General features: G+C 68.0%; 17 protein-coding genes. 13 read left to right on the top strand and 4 right to left on the bottom strand.

All coding sequences use genetic code 11. The annotated features are described in order from the left end of the window. The first annotated feature begins 23 nt into the window (after positions 1-23). Positions 24-3,206 (top strand): GGDEF and EAL domain-containing protein, encoded by a 3,183-nt coding sequence (locus tag QPK31_RS17525; RefSeq protein WP_290424184.1) that lies wholly within the window; start codon positions 24-26, stop codon positions 3,204-3,206. Further along, positions 3,169-5,484: a molybdopterin cofactor-binding domain-containing protein gene (locus QPK31_RS17520; RefSeq protein WP_290424183.1), complete on the top strand. Its 2,316-nt coding sequence runs from the start codon at positions 3,169-3,171 to the stop codon at positions 5,482-5,484. Before QPK31_RS17525 ends, QPK31_RS17520 begins: the two co-directional genes overlap by 38 nt. A 156-nt stretch (positions 5,485-5,640) precedes the next feature. Here the strand turns inward: QPK31_RS17520 and QPK31_RS17515 are convergent, their stop codons facing one another. Together QPK31_RS17515 and QPK31_RS17510 are read right to left on the bottom strand one after the other, a co-directional pair. Continuing rightward, on the bottom strand, positions 5,641-6,807 hold the full coding sequence (locus QPK31_RS17515; RefSeq protein WP_290424182.1) for a putative sulfate/molybdate transporter: 1,167 nt from the start codon (positions 6,805-6,807) through the stop codon (positions 5,641-5,643). A gap of 9 nt (positions 6,808-6,816) precedes the next feature. Beyond that, positions 6,817-7,911, bottom strand: coding sequence for a substrate-binding domain-containing protein (locus QPK31_RS17510; protein WP_290424181.1), 1,095 nt, complete (start codon positions 7,909-7,911; stop codon positions 6,817-6,819). Positions 7,912-7,997: 86 nt separating this feature from the next. On the opposite strand from QPK31_RS17510, the gene QPK31_RS17505 reads away from it, so the two are divergent. The 5 genes from QPK31_RS17505 to QPK31_RS17485 all read left to right on the top strand — a co-directional run bounded on the left by QPK31_RS17505 (position 7,998) and on the right by QPK31_RS17485 (position 10,465). Then, complete coding sequence (locus tag QPK31_RS17505; protein WP_290424180.1) at positions 7,998-8,807, top strand: extracellular solute-binding protein; 810 nt, start codon at positions 7,998-8,000, stop codon at positions 8,805-8,807. A gap of 25 nt (positions 8,808-8,832) precedes the next feature. Further along, positions 8,833-9,648, top strand: coding sequence for a substrate-binding domain-containing protein (locus tag QPK31_RS17500; protein ID WP_290424179.1), 816 nt, complete (start codon positions 8,833-8,835; stop codon positions 9,646-9,648). A gap of 1 nt (position 9,649) precedes the next feature. After that, positions 9,650-9,991, top strand: coding sequence for a hypothetical protein (locus QPK31_RS17495; RefSeq protein ID WP_290424178.1), 342 nt, complete (start codon positions 9,650-9,652; stop codon positions 9,989-9,991). A 3-nt stretch (positions 9,992-9,994) separates the two neighbouring features. After that, on the top strand, positions 9,995-10,186 hold the full coding sequence (locus tag QPK31_RS17490) for a molybdopterin-dependent oxidoreductase (protein WP_290424177.1): 192 nt from the start codon (positions 9,995-9,997) through the stop codon (positions 10,184-10,186). An 84-nt stretch (positions 10,187-10,270) separates the two neighbouring features. After that, positions 10,271-10,465 carry a hypothetical protein gene (locus QPK31_RS17485; protein ID WP_290424176.1) on the top strand — a complete coding sequence of 65 codons (195 nt, stop codon included), beginning with the start codon at positions 10,271-10,273 and terminating at the stop codon, positions 10,463-10,465. Between the two features lie 15 nt (positions 10,466-10,480). Here the strand turns inward: QPK31_RS17485 and QPK31_RS17480 are convergent, their stop codons facing one another. Further along, the gene (locus QPK31_RS17480; RefSeq protein WP_290424175.1) at positions 10,481-10,906 is read right to left on the bottom strand and encodes a thioredoxin domain-containing protein; all 426 of its coding nucleotides are present in this window, start codon (positions 10,904-10,906) and stop codon (positions 10,481-10,483) included. 90 nt (positions 10,907-10,996) lie between these two features. Here QPK31_RS17480 and tsaB point away from each other — a divergent pair, with 90 nt between their 5' ends. From tsaB to QPK31_RS17460, 4 genes are read left to right on the top strand one after another with little or no spacing between them, the layout of a single operon-like run. Then, on the top strand, positions 10,997-11,716 hold the full coding sequence (tsaB, locus tag QPK31_RS17475; RefSeq protein WP_290424174.1) for a tRNA (adenosine(37)-N6)-threonylcarbamoyltransferase complex dimerization subunit type 1 TsaB: 720 nt from the start codon (positions 10,997-10,999) through the stop codon (positions 11,714-11,716). After that, positions 11,713-12,180 carry a ribosomal protein S18-alanine N-acetyltransferase gene (gene rimI / locus QPK31_RS17470; protein ID WP_290424173.1) on the top strand — a complete coding sequence of 156 codons (468 nt, stop codon included), beginning with the start codon at positions 11,713-11,715 and terminating at the stop codon, positions 12,178-12,180. Before tsaB ends, rimI begins: the two co-directional genes overlap by 4 nt. Next, positions 12,177-13,085 carry a uracil-DNA glycosylase family protein gene (locus QPK31_RS17465; protein WP_290424172.1) on the top strand — a complete coding sequence of 303 codons (909 nt, stop codon included), beginning with the start codon at positions 12,177-12,179 and terminating at the stop codon, positions 13,083-13,085. Before rimI ends, QPK31_RS17465 begins: the two co-directional genes overlap by 4 nt. Further along, entirely contained in the window at positions 13,066-14,034 is a 969-nt protein-coding gene (locus QPK31_RS17460; protein WP_290424171.1) for a DUF1853 family protein, read from the top strand. Before QPK31_RS17465 ends, QPK31_RS17460 begins: the two co-directional genes overlap by 20 nt. A gap of 248 nt (positions 14,035-14,282) precedes the next feature. Here the strand turns inward: QPK31_RS17460 and lplT are convergent, their stop codons facing one another. Next, positions 14,283-15,533: a lysophospholipid transporter LplT gene (lplT, locus tag QPK31_RS17455; protein WP_290424170.1), complete on the bottom strand. Its 1,251-nt coding sequence runs from the start codon at positions 15,531-15,533 to the stop codon at positions 14,283-14,285. Positions 15,534-15,692: 159 nt separating this feature from the next. Here lplT and alr point away from each other — a divergent pair, with 159 nt between their 5' ends. Further along, entirely contained in the window at positions 15,693-16,802 is a 1,110-nt protein-coding gene (gene alr, locus QPK31_RS17450; RefSeq protein ID WP_290424169.1) for an alanine racemase, read from the top strand. After that, the gene (gene radA / locus QPK31_RS17445; protein ID WP_290424168.1) at positions 16,795-18,174 is read left to right on the top strand and encodes a DNA repair protein RadA; all 1,380 of its coding nucleotides are present in this window, start codon (positions 16,795-16,797) and stop codon (positions 18,172-18,174) included. Before alr ends, radA begins: the two co-directional genes overlap by 8 nt. The last annotated feature ends 43 nt before the right edge of the window (positions 18,175-18,217 follow it).

Here is an 18,217-nt window from a genome sequence, read left to right as displayed (position 1 = left end):
GCTCAACCATTGCGGCCACGACGATGTTCTCCACGATGTTCCGGATCGATTTGCGCGCACTTCCCGCCAGGCTGGGCCGGTTATACAGCCGCTCGATATACGGCGCGCTCATCATCGTGGTGGTGGGCGGCCTGGTGGTCCCGGCCCTGGCCGCCGGCTACCTGCTGCTGGCGGTGCAGGAACGCCGCGCCACCGTCGCCGAACTCGACGCCACCCTGCAGCGCAACGCCGAGATCCTCGCCCTCGGCATCCAGGAATCGCTCTGGAACATGAACACCGACGCCGCGCGCTCGCTGGTCGACTCGGTGATGCGCGACCCCTCGGTGGTGCGGATCCAGGTGCGCGGCGTGGCCGGCAGCCCGGCCGACACCGGCCTGATCGACGCCCATGCGCCGGCGCGTCCGCTGGGCCGGGTGCTGCGCGCCGAGCGCCAGATCGTGGTGCGCGGCCAGCCGATCGGGCAGGTGACCATCGAGATGGACGACCTGCAAAGCGAGGAAGCCCTGCACCGCAAGCAGTTCCACTACGCGCTGGTGCTGGCGGTGCAGGTGGTGGTCTCGCTGGCGCTGATCCTGACCTTCCTGCGCCGCCGCCTGCACCGCCCGCTGCGCACCCTGGCCGCCTTCTCCGACCGCCTCTCGCGCGGCGATTTCGACACGCCCCTGGCGCTGGAAGCGAAAGGCGAGCTGGCGCGCCTGGGACGGCAAATGGAGCGCATGCGCACCGCCATCCGCGCGCTGTTCGTCGACATCGCGCGCCGCGAGGAACAGTTCCGCACCATCGTCAACCAGGTGCCGGGCGCCGTGTTCCGCGCCCATCCGGGCGGCCCGATCGAATTCGTCAGCGACGCCATCGAGGAGATCTCGGGCTACCCAGCCGAGCGCCTGATGCGCGGCAGCACCGAGGACTGGTCGAACATCGTCTGCCCGGAAGACCGGCGCCTGCAGCGCCGCATCACGCGCGAAGCGATCCATTCCGGGCGCAGCTACGAAATCGAATACCGCATCGTCGACGCCCACGGCCTGGAGCGCTGGGTGCTGGAAAGCGGCCAGCCGCAGGGCAGGCCGGGCGACCCCGACTTCCGCGTGGACGGCATCATTTCCGATATCAGCGAACGCAAGCACAACGAAATGCGTATCGAGGCGCTGCTGGTCGAGCAGGGCGCCATCCTCGACAACGTGATGTTCGGCGTGGTGTTCACGCGCGAACGGCGCATCGTCTCGACCAACCGCCGCGCCGAGGACCTGTTCGGCTACCCCGACGGCAGCCTGGTCGGCCAGCCGGCATCAAGGCTGTTCGTCAGCCAGGACGAGCATGCGCGCGCCGAGGATGTGTTTTTCCCGATCCTGGCGCGTGGGGCGGACGCGCGCCACGAGCGCCAGATGCGCCGCCGCGACGGCAGCCTGCTGTGGTGCCTGGTCAGCGGCAGTTCGCTCGTGCCCGGCCACCCGGAGGCGGGGAACGTCTGGGTCTTCGCCGACATCTCCGAGCGCAAGGAGGCGGAAGAAGAGCTGGCCCTGTCGGCCACCGTGATCGCCCACATCGCCGACGGCGTGATGGTGACCGATACCTGCGGCACCGTCGTCGCGGTGAACCCGGCCTTCACGACGATCACCGGCTACACCGAGGCCGAGGCGATCGGCCAGCCCTGGGACATGACCCGTTCGAGCCGCCACGACGACGCGTTCTATACCAACCTGGCCCAGGAGCTGCAGACGGGCGGCTTCTGGCGCGGCGAAGTCTGGTCCTGCCGCAAGGACGGCGAGGTCTTCCTCGAGTGGCTGACGGTATCGGCCGTGCGTAACAGCGAGGGCGTGCTGACCCATTACGTGGGCGTGTTCAGCGATATCACGCGCCTGAAGGAGTCGCAGGAGCAGCTCGACTTCCTGGCCCACCACGACCCGCTGACAAGCCTGCCGAACCGCCTGCTGTTCCAGGACCGCCTGCTGCACGCAATCGGCCGCGCGGCGCGCGAGGCGCAGCAGCTGGCCGTGATGTTCGTCGACCTCGACCGCTTCAAGAACGTCAACGACACCCTCGGCCACCAGGTCGGCGACCAGCTGTTGAAAGAGGTCGCAAGCGCCCTGCACGGGCGCTTGCGCGAGGGCGACACCCTGGCGCGTCTGGGCGGCGACGAATTCGTGGTGCTGCTCGAGCACGTGGACGGGCAGTACGGCGCGACCCAGGTGGCGCAGAAGCTGGTGGCGCTGTTCGAGCAGCCTTTCATGGTCTCGAACCACGAGCTGTTCGTCACCGGCAGCATCGGCATCGCCCTGTATCCGCAGGACGCGCAGGACGCGAACCTCCTGATCCGGCATGCCGACGTCGCCATGTACGGGGTCAAGTCGCGCGGCCGCAACGGCTACCAGTTCTATTCGCCCGCCATGGACGGCGAAGGTGTCGAACGCCTGCGCATGGAAGCGTTGCTGCGCCGCGCCATCGAACGCCACGAGATCTTCCTGCACTACCAGCCGCAGGTGGAAATCGACAGCGGCCGCCTGATCGGGGTCGAAGCCCTGGTGCGCTGGCATCATCCCGAACTCGGCGCCGTCAGTCCGGCGCGCTTCATCCCGATGGCGGAAGACTCCGGCTTCATCAACCAGCTCGGCGAATGGGTGTTGAACGAAGCCTGCCGCCAGATGGGGCGTTGGGATGCGCTCGGGCTGCAGGTGCCGAAGATGGCGGTGAACCTGTCGGTGCGCCAGGTCGAGCGCGGCGCGATGGCGCCGCTGGTCGCCCGCGTGCTGGGCGAGACCGGCCTGGCGCCGCGCCGCCTGCAGCTGGAAGTGACCGAGTCGGTCATCATGAACACCGGCGACGCCGCCGCCTTTATCGGCGAACTGCACGGCCTGGGCGTGGGCCTGGCGATCGACGACTTCGGCACCGGCTACTCGTCGCTGGCGTATTTGAAGCAGCTGCCGGTGGACGTACTCAAGATCGACCGCAGCTTCATCAAGGACATTCCGGCGGATGCCGACGACGAGGCGATCGCCATCGCCATCATCCAGCTGGGCAAGAGCATGAACCTCTCGGTGATCGCCGAGGGGGTGGAAAACGAACAGCAGGCAGCCTTCCTGCTGCGCCATGGCTGCACGCGTGCGCAGGGGTTCCTGTACGGGCGGCCCGTGGGGCCGGAGGCGCTGCTGGCAGACTGGGGACAGAATACGCATGAGAGACAATCCATCCACGGGGAGACCAGTTCCTGAGCCAGAGAACGCACCGAAACGCCGTTCGCGCCGCCGCTTCCTGCTCGGCGGCCTGGTGGCCGGCGGCGCGCTGCTGGTCGGCTGGGGCGTGCAGGCGCCGCGCCAGCGCCTGCATACGGCGCTGCCGCTGCCGGTCGAGAACGGCGCCGTCGCGCTGAACGGCTGGGTCGCGCTGCATCCCGACGGCACGGTGTCGGTGGTGGTGCCGCGCAGCGAAATGGGGCAGGGCGTGCATACCGCGCTGCCGATGCTGGTGGCCGAGGAACTCGACGTGCCGCTGGCCCGGGTGCGCATCGCCGCCGCGCCGATCGACAAGATCTTCGGCAACCTGACGGTGCTGCGCGAAAACCTCCCTTTCCACCCTGACGAACGCGGCAACGTGAAGGACGGCGTGCAGTGGATGCTGTCCAAGGTCGGACGCGAACTCGGCATCATGTTCACCGGCGGCTCGACCAGCGTGAAGGATGCCTGGGTGCCGATGCGCGAAGCCGGCGCCGTGGCGCGCGCCATGCTGGTGAAGGCCGCGGCCGAGGACTGGAAGTCGCCGGCCGCCCACTGCCGCACCGAGGACGGCTTCGTACTCCACCGCGACGGCCGCAAGGCCTCCTACGCCAGCCTGGCGGCGCGCGCGGCCGAAGTGGGCGCCGGCATCGATGCATCCAGTGTGAAGCTGAAGCAGCCGCGCGAATTCCGCCTGATCGGCAAACCGGTGCCGCGCCGCGATACGCCGGGCAAGGTCGACGGCAGCGCGCGCTTCGGCATCGATGCGCGGCCGGCCGGAATGCTGTATGCGGCAGTCAGGATGTCGCCGGTGATTGGCGGCGCCGTCGCCTCGTTCGACGCTGCGCGCGTGGAAGACCTGCCGGGCGTGACCAACGTGGTCGACTTTTCCGCGGCGCTGGGCGCGTTTTCCGGCGCCGGCGCCGGCGTCGCCGTGGTGGCGCGCAGCTGGTGGCAGGCGAAGCAGGCCGCCGCCGCGCTGCCCGTCACCTGGGCCGAGGGCGCGCAGGCAGGACTGTCGTCGGAAGCGATCTACCAGGGCTTGACGGCGGCGCTCGACAACGAATCCGGCTACGCCTATTACGAATCCGGCACCCAGGACGTGCGCGGCGTGGCCCGCACCGTGAGCGCCGAATACCGCGCGCCCTTCCTGGCCCACGCCGCCATGGAGCCGGTGAACTGCACCGCGCAGGTGGTGGATGGCAAGGTGCGCCTGTGGGCCTCGACCCAGGTGCCGAGCATCGCGGTCGACGTTGCCGCCAGGGTGGCCGGCGTGGCGCGCGAGGACGTCGGCATCGAGGTGATGCTGCTGGGCGGCGGCTTCGGGCGCCGCCTGGAGGGCGACATGGTGGCGCAGGCGGTGGCGGTGGCGATGGCGTCGCATGGCAAGCCGGTGCAGCTGATCTGGACGCGCGAGGACGACACCACCCACGATGTGTATCGCCCGGCGGCGCTGGCGCGCTTCACGGCGCGGCTCGACGCGCAGGGCCGCATCCTGGCCTGGAACAACAAGTCGGCCAGCGGCGCCATCGGCCACCAGTACTTCCCGCGCAACCTCGGCCTGCCCGGCATGGGACCGGACAAGACCACGGCCGAGGGCGAATACGACATGCAGTACGAGATCGCCAACCAGCGCATCGCCCACGTGATCGTCGACAGCGCCGTGGCGCTCGGCTACTGGCGCTCGGTGGGGCACTCGCACAACGCCTTCTTCAAGGAGGGCTTCCTGGACGAAGTCGCGCACGCGGCCGGGCAGGACGGCGTGACCTACCGGCGTGCGCTGCTGGCGCGGCACCCGCGCCACCTCGCGGTGCTCGACGCGGCGGTGCGCGCCGCCGGCGAAGCCCCGGCCGGCCGCGCGCACGGCGTGGCCCTGCACCAGTCCTTCGGCAGCATCGTGGCGCAGGTGGCCGAAGTGTCGGTCGAGGAAGCGGACATCCGTGTCCACCGCGTGGTCTGCGCGATCGACTGCGGCATCGTGGTGAACCCGAACATCGTGGCCCAGCAGATGGAGTCGGCGGTGGTGTTCGGCCTGTCGGCGGCGCTGGGCGGCGAGATCACGATCAAGGACGGACGCGTGCAGCAGTCGAACTTCGGCGACTACCCGGTGCTGCGGATGGACCGCGCCCCGGTCGTCGAGACCATCATCCTGCCGAGCGCCGAGCCGCCCGAAGGCGTCGGCGAACCGGGCGTGCCGCCGGTGGCGCCGGCCGTGGCCGCGGCCGTGTTCCAGCTGACGGGAAAACGCCTGCGCAGCCTGCCGCTCCGTTTGGCATAAAAACAACGGGGGTCAAGTCTGCCATCAAGACACGAGCTCGGCCGTGAATGCAGTTTTTCCGCTTGTGTACGCTGCCTTGACTGAGACGTCCTGGACTAATGCAGAGTCCGTGTCAGGATGGCAGACTTGACCCCCGTTGTATTTAGGAGACTTGTTTTACGAAGCGGTGCGCGATCGGCGGCACATCCAGCTGGCCACCACGCCCACCACCAGCCCCAGCCCGACATTCCACAAGGCCGCCATCGCCGTCAGCGCCACCGGCAGCAGCACGCGCCAGTCGCGCGTGCGCGGCGCGTTGCCGCTGGCCAGCCGTACGCCGGTGAGGAACAGGATCGCGCCCAGCACCGCTGCCGGCACCGCCTGCAGCAGGAAGACGATCGCGCCGCTGAAGCACAGGGCCAGCACGACCAGCGTGGCGCCGAAGATGATCGGGGCGCCGCCGCTGCGCGCGCCAAAGGCGGCGTAGGCCGCCATGCCGCCCGCGCCGTGGCACATCGGCACGCCGCCGATGGCGCCGCCGGCCAGGTTCATCACGCCGGTGGACACCGCTACCTTCCTGACGCTGGTTTCGCGGTCCGGGAACAGGCGGTTGTTTTCCTCGGTGGTGCCGATGACGGCATTGCCCAGCGTGAGCGGCAACTGGGGCAGGGCCAGCAGCAAGGTGCCGGTGACGAAGTCCGGCCACTGCAACTGTCCCAGTGCCGGCGACGGCAGCCGCAACGCGAAGCCGAACGCCGCCGCATCCCACAACGCCGGCTGGCGCGCCACGCCATAGGCCAGGCCGCCGGCGAGTAACACCAACATCGCCGGGAACGGCCGGCTATTCCTCAGCACCAGCGCCAGGATCAGCGCCGCGACGGCGGCAAGCCAGTCGCTGCCCATCATGCGCAGTCCCTGCAGCATGAAGGAGATCCCCAGGCCGAGCATCACGCCGAGCACCGCCTCGCGCGGAATCGCCCGCGCCAGCCGGCTCGCCGCGCCGCTCAGGCCCAATACCAGCCACAGCGCGCCGCTGACCACGCTGGCGGCAACGACGGCGTTGGCCGAGAGCGTGGCCGCCTGCGCCACCGCGACCGCGCCGATGGCCTTCATCGGCTGCACCGGCAGCGGCGTGCGGTACACGAAGCCGCAGGCGACCAGGGCCAGGCCAAAGGCGAGCAGGATGCCGACCGGGTCCATCTTCATCACGCTCACATAGGCGACCACATAAGGAATGAAGATGCCGAGGTCGGCAAAAGCGGCCGCCCATTCCGCGCGGTCGAAGCGCAGCGGCGCCGGCTCAGTGCGCGCTCCCGTCGGTATCTGCGGCAGCTCCTCATGCATACGGCGTCGTCACTTCGGCTTGCGGAAGGAATACCAGGGCAGGGCGCGGCTCAGCGACACGACCTCGCCGGCGCCGCTGGTGTCGTAGCCGGGCAGGTCGGCCGTCAGGCTTTGCCACTCGCTGCGCGCCAGCAGTTCGCGCAGCTTGGCGATCGGCGCCGCGTCCACCGCTTCCTTCAGGCAGACAAAGTAATACTGCTCGCGCATCACCGGAATGAAGTCGAGTCCGAATTCGACGGCGGCGGCCTGGATGCCGAAGCCGGCGTCGGCCAGGCCGGATGCCACCGCCGCCGCCACCGACAAGTGGGTCGGCTCGGCGCTGTCGAAGCCGTTGACGCTGGTGGTGGCAATCGCCGCCTGGCGCAGCAGCTGCTCGACCGCCAGCCGGGTGCCGGAATTGACCTGGCGGTTCACAAAACGCACGTCAAGGCGCGCCAGGTCCTGCACGCTGTGGATGGCTTTTGGATTGCCGCGCGCGACCATCAGCCCCTGCTGGCGGCCGACGAAGTTGATCAGCTTGTGGACGCCCGGTTTCAGCAGCGACTTGAAGGCCTTTTGCGTCATGCTGCCCGGCGCGCGGTCTTCGCTGACGTGAAAGCCGGCGAGCTGGCACTCGCCGCGCCCGAGCCCTTCCAGGCATTCGACGCTGCCGCGAAACTGCAGGTCGAGGTGCAGCTTGGCGCTGCGGCCCATGAATTCCTTCAGGCGCGGCAAGGCCAGGTCGTGGCTGGCGAACATCGGGATCACATGGGCGTTGGGATCGAAGGCGAGCGCGAATTCGCGCTCCATCTCGGCCACCAGGTTCTCGACCTGGGGCAGCACGCGCATGCGCGCGCGGCGCTCGGCGAACAGCAGCTTTTCGCCGAAGGGCGAGAGGCGGGCGCGCTTGCCGCGCTCCCAGACGATCAAATCCGATGCCAGCGCCGCTTCCCATTTCTTCAGCTCGCCCCAGACGTGGCGGTAGGACAGCCCGAGCGTGGCGGCGGCCTGGCCGACCGATCCCGCGCCGTGGATGGCGGACAGGATGTCGAACAGCGGGTTGTCCAGCTGGGAGCGCAGCGCGGCGGAATCCGCGAAGCTGTAGGCGAGCTTAACGTGCAACATATGCAACCATGTTCATATTGAAAGTTTCTAAAGGCGGCTTACCATAGCACATCGATAAGAGGCAGAGGAACAAGATGGGGCTGACCATGAAGAAGCGTACGCTCGGCGCAATGGCGCCGGCGTCGCTGTTGCCCCCGGCGGCGCCGGCGCAGGATGGCGCCACGCCCGGCGCCGCCACCGCCGCGGCGCCCGTGCTGCTGGCGGCAGGCAGCCTGCGCCAGGCCTTTGGCGACATCCTGGCGGCCTACCGCGCGGCCGGCGGCCAGCATGTCGAGGTCCAGTTCGGCCCGTCCGGCAAGCTGAGGAAGGACATCGAAGGCGGCCGCACCGTCGATGTATTCGCCTCGGCGGCCAGCGCGCATACCGAAGCCCTGGCCGCGATCGGGCTGCTGGGCGCATCGCAGGTGTTCGCCCATAACGATTTGTGCGTGGTCGCGACCCCGCAAGCCGGCCTGCGCGCCGATACGCTGCTCGACGGCCTGCGCGCGCGGGAGCTGCGCCTGGCCACCTCGACACCGGTCAGCGACCCGATGGGCGACACCACCTGGCGGTTCTTCCGCAACGCCGACCGGCAGCAGCCCGGCCTGTACGCCGTGCTGGATGCGAAAGCCCTCAAGTTGTCGGGCGCCGCCAACGGCGACCCGAACAGCAGTTCCCCTTACATCGGGGCCTTCCAGCAGGATCGGGCCGACGCCTACATCATGTACTGCACCAACGCCGCGCTGGTGACCCGGGCCTTGCCGCGCCTGCAGGTCGTCCGCATTCCCGACAGCCTGAACGTGCGCAGCCGCTACGGCATCGCCGCAAGAAAGGGTTCGGAGGAGGGCGAACGCCTGCTGCGCTTCGTGTTGGGCAAGCCGGGCCAGGACATCCTGCACAAACACGGATTTCATTGAACGCTTTTAAACGAGAGAGAGAAGCATGACCAAACTGACGAAACACCTTGCCGTACTCGGCTTCCTGCTGGCGACCGCCGTTCCGGCCCTGGCCCAGCAGGTGATCAAGCTGTCGACCACCACCAGCACCGAGAACTCGGGGCTGCTGCAATACCTGCTGCCGAAGTTCGAGGCCAAGACCAATTCGAAGGTCAACGTGATCTCGGTCGGCACGGGCAAGGCGCTGGAGCTGGCGAAGAACGGCGACGTCGACGTGACCCTGGTGCACGCGCGCGCCAGCGAAGACAAGTTCGTGGCCGAAGGCCACGGCGTGAACCGGCGCGACGTGATGTACAACGACTTCATCATCGTCGGTCCGGAAAGCGATCCGGCCAGGATCAAGGGCAGCAAGGATGTGCTCGACGCGATGAAGAAGATCACCGCCAGCGGTGCGAAATTCATCTCGCGCGGCGACAATTCCGGCACCGACCAGATGGAGAAGGCCTACTGGAAGCAGGTCGGCAGCCAGCCGCAGGGCGCCGCCTACGTGTCGGCCGGCCTGGGCATGGGCGAGGTGCTGACCATGGCCGCCGAACTGCGCGCTTATACGCTCACCGACCGCGCCACCTACATCGCCTACCGCGCCAGGACCGGCCTGCAGATCGTGGTCGAGGGCGACCAGAAGATGTTCAACCCTTACGGCATCATCGCCGTGAATCCGAAGAACTTCCCGCAAGCAAACTACAAGGGCGCGATGCAGCTGGTCGAGTGGATCACCTCGCCGGAAGGCCAGGGCCTGATCGCGGCGTTCAAGGTCGAAGGCCAGCAGGTGTTCTTCCCTTCGTACAAGGGAGGTAAATAAGATGGCGCGCGCCGGCGGCACCGATTGGCGTGCGGCTTCGCATCTATTCCTGAGCTTGCCGCTGCTGCTGGCGGCCGGCCTCGCGTCTGCCCAGGATGCGGAGCTGGAAGTGAAGGTCGGCGCCGCGGCCGCGCGCCGCTTCACGGGGGCCGAGATCGCGGCGCTGCCGCAGACCGAACTGGTCGAGACCCGCAGCGTGGGCGGCGGCGCCAAGGCCGAACAGGCCGAGCTGCGCTACCGCGGCGTGCTGCTGCGCGACCTGCTCGATGCGGCCGGCGTGCAGAACCTCGACCGCTACGCACTGCGTCACTCGGGCGTGGCGGCGCGCGCCACCGACAACTAAGCGGTGCTGTTTTCCTGGGGTGAGCTCTACAACGCGCGTGTGGGCGACAAGGTGCTGGTCATCACGACGATGAACGGCAAGCCGCTGCCCGCCACCGAAGGGCCGTATGCGCTGCGTTCGCTGTCCGACACCAAGTCCGGGCCGCGCCATGTGAAGTGGCTGAACCGGATCGAGGTCTTCACCGTCCCGAAATAAGCTTTGCCGGGAGGCTAGGTGACGCCGCACCGTTCCCGACTGTGCCAGACTGGCACCGTCAGGAACCATTGCGAGGAGCACCACATGAACACCGATAACCAGCAAGCCCAGGATCAGCAAGCGGAAGAAGCAGCGCAAACAGCGGCGCAACCGGCTGCGCACGACACCAGGCCATCCGACGCGGTCGACGGCCTGAAGGACAAGAAGCCCGAGGAACTCACCCCGGACGAACTGCGCCTGATGGCCGACACCATGCCGGGCGAGGGGCCGGGCGACTGAGTGTTACCGGCCGGTTCAGCCGGCGTCGCGCAGCAGCGTGCGCAAATTGCATTCGCGCTGCCAGGTGCGCCGCTCGTCGCTGGACCCGGCCAGGCGCGCCAGTTCGGCGGCCGGCAGCTCGGCCTGCGCCTTGACCAGGCGGTCGGCCACGGCGGGGTCGGGCAGCATGGTGCCGAAGAAGGCGACCGTGTCGTCGCGCTGCAGCAGCAGGGTAGGGAAGTTCTCGACGTCGAGGTCGCCGACCACGTCGGCCTGGTCTTCGATGTCGATCCAGACGAAGACCTTGTCCGGGTGGCGCGCGGCCAGGCCCTCGAAGGCGGCGCGGTAGCCGCCGCAGGTGCCGCACCAGGCGGCGCACAGGCAGGCGACGACCCAGCGGTCGCCGCCGATGGCGTCGGCGACGGCGCCGCGGTTGTCGTTGTCGAGTGTCAGGCTATGCATGGGCGAATTCTACCTCGCGCGGACGAATCCGGCAGTAGTGGGATCGGTCGGCGCCATGGCCGGGCCGGGCGCGGCGGGTTAAAATACGGTATGCCTATCATCCTTGCCATCGAAACCTCGTCGGAACTCGCCTCGTGCGCGCTGCTGCTTGACGCCCCGCGCGGCGCCAAGGTCCTGTCGCGCGAATCGGGCGGCGTACGCACCCATTCCCAGTCCGTTTTGCCGATGGTGCAGGAGCTCCTGAACGAAGCCGGTATCAAGCTGGCCGATTGCGAGGCCATCACCTTTGGCGCCGGCCCCGGTTCGTTCACCGGCGTGCGCACCGCCTGCGGCGTGGCCCAGGGCCTGGCCTTCGGCGCCGATTTGCCGGTGCTCCCGCTGCTGACGCTGGCCGCGATGGCCGAAGCCTGCCGCGCCCGTACCGGCGCGGTCGAGGTGCTGGCCGTGCTCGATGCGCGCATGAACGAAGTCTACTGGGCGCAGTACCGTTACGACGGCGGCTGGACCACGGTGGTCGAGCCGGTGCTGTCGGCGCCGGAGGCCGTGCAGCCGCTGGCGGTCGACGGCCTGGCCGCCTGCGGCAACGGCTTCGCCGCTTACCCGCAAGCCTTCGAGGGCAAGGCCTTTGCCGCCGGCGCCCACCCCGACATCGTGCCGCATGCGCGCGAGCTGGCGCTGCTGGCCGCGCCGGCGCTGGCCGCCGGGCAGGCGCTGCCGGCCGCCGCGGCCCAGCCGCTCTACCTGCGCAACAAGGTCGCCTACACCAGCGCCGAGCGCCAGGCGATCAACGCCGCCAAGGCCGGCGCATGACGGCACTGCAGCACGCCGGCCTGGCGCTGGCGCCGATGGAGATCGGCGACGTCGACGAAGTCCATGCGCTCGAATGCAGCGTCTTCCCGCATCCCTGGACGCGCGGGAACTTCGTCGACTGCATCGCCAGCGGCTACGACGCCTGGGTCGCGCGCGACGCGCACGGCAAGCTGGCCGGCTACTTCCTGCTGATGTACGCGCTCGACGAAGCCCACCTGCTCGACGTGGCGCTGGCCGGTGAGCGCCATGGCACGGGGCTCGGGCGCTGGCTGCTCGACACCCTCGGCGCGCGCGCCCGTGCCTGCGGCGCCGAGTCGGTGCTGCTCGAAGTGCGGCCCTCGAACGCGCGCGCCCTGCACGTGTACACGCGTTACGGTTTCAGGGAGATCGGCCGGCGCAAGGGGTATTATCCGGCGCATGAGGGAACGCGCGAGGATGCGATCGTGATGAGGCTGGAATTATGAGTACGAGCGAACGCGACGAAGTCTTCCTGCAGGAGATGGGCATCGCGCCGTTGTGGCGCTTGCGCCGCCCGCAGCAGGAAGAGTCCGTCGAGGCCGAACCGGCCGTGGAGCTTGCCGCCGAGGCGCCCGCGCCCGCAGCCGCATCTGCTACACCTGCGCCTGCACCCGCCCGGGCGCCGGCCCCGGCCTTCATCCCGCCGCCGCCGCGCGACCCGGCCTGGGGCGAGGTGCCGATGACCTCGGCCCCGCCGCCCGCACCGTATGTGCCGCCGGCACCGCCCCCAGCCGTCGAGGAAGACACCGGCCCATCGCCTGAAGAAATCGCGAAGATGGACTGGGACGAGCTGCGCACGGCGATTGCTTCTTGCCGTCGCTGCGGCGCCTGCGAAGGCGGACGCAAGCCGGTGTACGGCGCCGGCGCCCGCACGGCGCGCTGGTTCGTCGCCGCCGGCGCCACCTCGAGCGTCGACGAAAAGGCCGGCCAGCCCCTGGCGGGCGAGGCCGGCAAGCTGCTCGATAACATGCTGGCCGCGGTCGACCTGTCGCGCGGGCAGGACGCGTACGTCACCAGCCTGGTGAAATGCCGTCCCGCCAGCGCGAACGGCGGCGACCGCGCACCGACCTTCGATGAAGCCGCCGCCTGCCGCCCCTTCCTGGAGCGCGAATTGGCCTTGACCGGTGCGCCCACGGTGCTGACCCTGGGCCAGATCGCCGCGAATGGCCTGCTCGGCAAGCCGCTGCAGGAACCCCTGGCCGGTTCGCGCGGCGCCGTGCACGCGCTGGGCGGGGCCGATCTGGTGGCCACCCTGCATCCGGGCGAACTGCTGCGCCGTGGGGCCGACAAAGCCCAGGCCTGGGCCGACTTGTGCCGCGCGCGGGCTGCGCATGCGCGACGGGGCCGATAGCTACCAGGCAGGTTTCCACCGCCGCTGGTCGCACCTGCGGCGCGCACGGGTGCGTGCGCTGGCCTGGCTGCTCGACTCTCCCGACCTGCTCGACAGCGCCGCGCCGCACTGGCAAGGCCGCATCGCGTCGCTCGGCCCGGTCACGCCGGAGGTCGCGCGCTGGCTGCTTGCGCTCGACCACGATCCGGCCGCGCTCGATGCGGCGCTCGGGCCGCGCGTCTACACCCGTCTCGGGCTGTATGCCGAAAAGCTGATGGCCTTCTATTTCCAGCGCCAGGGCCGCCTGGTCGAACATGGCCTGCAGATCCGCGCCAGCCGCAACGACACCGTCGGCGAATTCGACTTCCTGCTCGATGCCGGGCCGGAAGCGCTGGAACACATCGAGTTCGCCACCAAGTTCTATCTGCTGCAAGGCGGGAAAGGGCAGACGTTCGACGCCCTGGTCGGTCCGAACCTGGCCGACAGCCTGGGCGCCAAGATGCGCAAGATCTTCGAGCGCCAGCTGGAACTGGGCGCGCATCCGGCGGCCCAGGCCCAGTTGCCGCGTCCGGTGACGGCGGCGCGGGCCCTGGTGAAAGGCTGGCTGTTTTATCCGGCCGGCAGCTGGGACGCGATGAGCGGGATCACGGCGGGGCACTGTCGCGGCTTCTGGTGCGCCCTGGATGAACTCGATGCGACCGGGGCCGATGCCTTCCTGATCCTGCCGAAGCTGCAATGGCTGGCGCCGTTTCGCGCGGCACAGGCGGACGGGCTGTTGAGCCGCGCGCAGCTGCATGCGGAGCTGGAGGCGCAGTTCGAGGGTTCGGGGGCGCCGGTGCTGGTGGCTGTGGTGCGTGAAACGCCGGGCTGCGTGGAAGAAGTCGAGCGTGGATTCATCGTGCCGAACGATTGGCGCGAGCGGGCGGCGGCGCGTTATCCGGCGAATGTAGCGCGGAATATTATTTGGTAATATTAAAATATTTGCAAATAATATTAACGGTTTAGAAGCCGTCGCCGTTAGTCGTAGGTTGGGCACTCCGTGCCCACGCGGTACGTGCGCTCGCACATATTGTTGGCCGCACCGTCACCTTCCCGAAGCGTTCGCAGTATTGCTGACGTCAGCGGGCGACGCTTTCAAACACGTGTCCGAGATAGGAGCACGTAACCGCGTGGGCACAGAGTGCCCACCGTACGGGAAACGCCGTGGGCCGATTCCGATCAGTGCTTGTGCTCGCCAATCAAGGCCAGCGAATCATGCTGCTTCTGGTTCTGCTGGTGCCGCCGCAGGATCAGCCAGGTGATGCCTGCAATCGACAGCCCGAAGATCACGATAATGATGTTCAAGTCGAGGTTCAGCGTGATCATGATCGCGTACATCGCCAGCATGGTCAGGATCGACAGGTTCTCGTTGAAGTTCTGCACCGCGATCGAGTGCCCCGCGCTCATCAGCACGTGGCCGCGGTGCTGCAGCAGCGCATTCATCGGCACCACGAAGAAGCCCGACAGGAAGCCGATCAGGGCCAGCAGCGGGTAGGCCACGATCACGTCGTGCACGAACACCATCACGGTCACGACCAGGCCCATGAAGATGCCCATCGGGATCACGGTCAGCGATTTCTTCAGCGGGATGACCTTCGCCGCCAGCGCCGCGCCGACCGCCACGCCGATCGCCACCACGCCAATCAAACTGGTCGCTTTATCCAGCGGCATGTGCAGCGAACGCTCGGCCCACTTCAGCACGATGAATTGCAGGGTCGCGCCGGCGCCCCAGAACAGGGTGGTCACGGCCAGCGAGATCTGGCCGAGTTTATCTTTCCACAGCGTCGCCGAGCAGTTGGCGAAGTCGGCGATCAGCTTGACCGGGTTGCGTTCCTGGTGCTCGTAGCGCGCGCCGGTATCGGGGATGCGCAGATTGAACAGGGCCGCGAGGATGTAGATGATGACCACGATGGCCATTGCCGCTTCGCTGGTGCTGTCGATGCCGGGGATGCCCAGGCCGAGCAGCAGGCGCGAACCGGCGTCGCTCACCAGGGCGCCGCCGAGCACGGTGCCGAAGATGATCGACATCACCGTCAGGCCCTCGATCCAGCCGTTGGCGGCGACGAGTTTTTCCGGCGGCAGGAGCTCGGTCAGGATGCCGTACTTGGCCGGCGAATACACGGCCGCGCCGAAGCCGACCACGGCGTAGGAGAGGAGGGGATGGACGGTCAGGAACATCAGGCCGCAGCCGAAGATCTTGATCAGGTTCGCGATGAACATCACGCGGCCCTTGAGCAGCGAATCGGCAAAGGCGCCGACAAAGGCGGCCAGCAGCACATAGAACAGCACGAACGACAGCTTCAGCAACGGCGTCAGCGATGCCGGGGCGTTCATCGTCACCAGGATGTCAATGGCTACGAACAGCAGCGCATTGTCTGCCAGCGACGAGAAGAACTGCGCCGCCATGATGGTGTAGAAACCACGGTTCATCGAAAGTATCTGAAAACAAGTCTGGGTTGCTTTATACCATGAAAGGGTGGCTCGCCAAAGAATTCAGCCCGGCAGAAAGGGGGGCTGTCCGGTAAAATAGAGCCTTTCACCTAATACTGTTTCTCTTCTTTTTCCGGTCCCTTTCCCCATATAGTTGCCATGCCACGCCCCCTCTGCGCCACCATCCACCTCGATTCGATGCAGCATAACCTGGCGCGCGCCCGCGCCTGCGCCCCGCAGTCCAAGGCCTGGGCCGTGGTGAAGGCGAACGCCTATGGCCATGGCCTGGAACGCGGCATGAAGGGCTTTGTCCTGGCCGACGGCCTGGCCCTGATCGAGACCGAGAATGCCCTGCGCCTGCGCGAACTCGGCTGGATCAAGCCGATCCTGCTGCTGGAAGGGATCTTCGACGCGTCCGACGTGCCGCTGCTGGCCGAGCACAACATCAACAGCACCGTGCACTGCCTCGAGCAGATCAGGATGCTGGAGTACACCCAGCTGTACCGCCCGATCGACGTGCACCTGAAGATGAACACCGGGATGAACCGCCTGGGCTTCCGTCCCGACGAATACGCGGCTGCGTACAAGCGCCTGCGCGCGATCCCGGGCGTGCGCAACATCACCCACATGACCCACTTCGCGAATGCCGACGAGCTGGAGCACCCGCGCCTGACCATCAGCGAGCAGGTGCGCCGCTTCCGTGCCGGCGTCGAGGGCCTGGCGGGCGAACGCAGTCTGTCGAATTCGGCCGGCGTATTGCACCAGGAGGTGCTGGCCCAGGAGCTGCAGAACGACTGGGTCCGTCCCGGCATCATGCTGTACGGCGGCACCCCGGGGGGCGGGCGCACGGCCCACGACTTCGGCCTGCGCCCGACCATGACCCTGAGTTCCGAGATCATCGCGATCCAGCAATTGGAAGCGGGCGACACCGTCGGCTACGGCAGCCGCTTCGAAGCCAGCGGTCCGATGCAGGTGGGCGTGGTGGCCTGCGGCTATGCCGACGGCTACCCGCGCCACGCGCCGCACGGCACCCCGGTGATCGTCGACGGCGTGCGCACCAGCGTGGTGGGGCGGGTGTCGATGGACATGATGACGGTCGACCTGACCCCGATCCCGAATGCGCGGGTCGGCAGCAAGGTCACGCTCTGGGGCGACGGCTTGCCGATCGACGAGGTGGCCGCCGCCTCGGGCACGATCGGCTATGAATTGATGTGCGCACTCGCGCCGCGGGTGCGCGTGAACGAAGGACGGATGGGAACCCATGGCTAAGGCAAAAACCCAGTTTGTATGCAGCGAATGCGGCAGCGTGAGCAGCCGCTGGATGGGGCAGTGCCCCGACTGCAAGGCCTGGAACACCCTGGTCGAGTCGGCGGTGGAAACCGCCGGCGTGAACCGCATGTCGCAAACGGTGAACCACAAGGCGCTGGCGCAGACGGCGCCGGTGCTGTCCCTGGCCGACATCGAGGCCACCGACGTGCCGCGCTTCGGCACCGGCATCGAGGAATTCGACCGCGTGCTCGGCGGCGGCCTGGTGGCCGGCGGCGTGGTGCTGATCGGCGGCGACCCGGGCATCGGCAAATCGACCCTGCTGCTGCAGGCGCTGGCCAACCTGGCGTCGGTGCGCAGTACCTTATATGTGAGCGGCGAGGAATCCGGCGCCCAGATCGCCCTGCGCGCCAAGCGCCTGGCGGTCGACGCCAAGGACCTCAAGCTGCAGGCCGAGATCCAGCTCGAGAAAATCCTCGGCACCCTGGCCGATCTGAAGCCGGAAGTGGCGGTGATCGACTCGATCCAGACCCTGTATTCGGATGCGCTCACCGCGGCCCCGGGTTCGGTGTCGCAGGTGCGCGAATGCGCGGCGCAACTGACGCGCGTGGCGAAGCAGACCGGCGTGACCATCATCCTGGTCGGCCACGTGACGAAGGAAGGCGCGCTGGCCGGCCCGCGCGTACTGGAACACATCGTCGACACCGTGTTGTACTTCGAGGGCGATACCCAGTCCAGCTTCCGCCTGGTGCGCGCCATCAAGAATCGCTTCGGCGCGGTGAACGAGCTGGGCGTGTTCGCCATGACCGAGAAGGGCTTGAAGGGCGTCTCGAACCCGTCGGCGCTGTTCCTGTCGCAGCACGACAGCCAGGTGCCCGGTTCTTGCGTGATGGTGACGCAGGAGGGCACCCGGCCGCTGCTGGTGGAAATCCAGGCCCTGGTCGACGCCAGCCACTTGCCGAATGCGCGCCGGCTGTCCGTCGGCCTGGAGCAGAACCGCCTGGCGATGCTGCTGGCCGTGCTGCACCGGCATGCCGGCATCGCCGCCTTCGACCAGGACGTGTTCATCAACGCGGTGGGCGGCGTGAAGATCGCCGAACCGGCGGCCGACCTGGCCGTGCTGCTGGCGATTAACTCGTCGATGCGCAACAAACCGCTACCGCGCGGCCTCGTCGTATTCGGCGAAGTGGGCCTGGCTGGCGAAATCCGCCCGGCGCCGCGCGGCCAGGAGCGCCTGAAGGAAGCGGCCAAGCTGGGCTTCTCGACGGCGATCATTCCGAAAGCCAACGTGCCGAAGCAAAAGATCGAGGGCATGAACATCATTGCCGTCGAGCGCATCGACCAGGCATTCAGCAAGCTGCGCGAACTGGATTGATCCTGTAAGGACTGACGGGGCCGCTGCTTTCTTCTTATAATAG

The sequence above is a fragment of the Massilia sp. YIM B02769 genome, assembly GCF_030411995.1.
Lineage (GTDB): Bacteria > Pseudomonadota > Gammaproteobacteria > Burkholderiales > Burkholderiaceae_D > Telluria.
The sequence above is the reverse complement of the archived record's forward strand: the minus strand, read 5'-3'. Positions and strand labels throughout refer to the sequence as shown.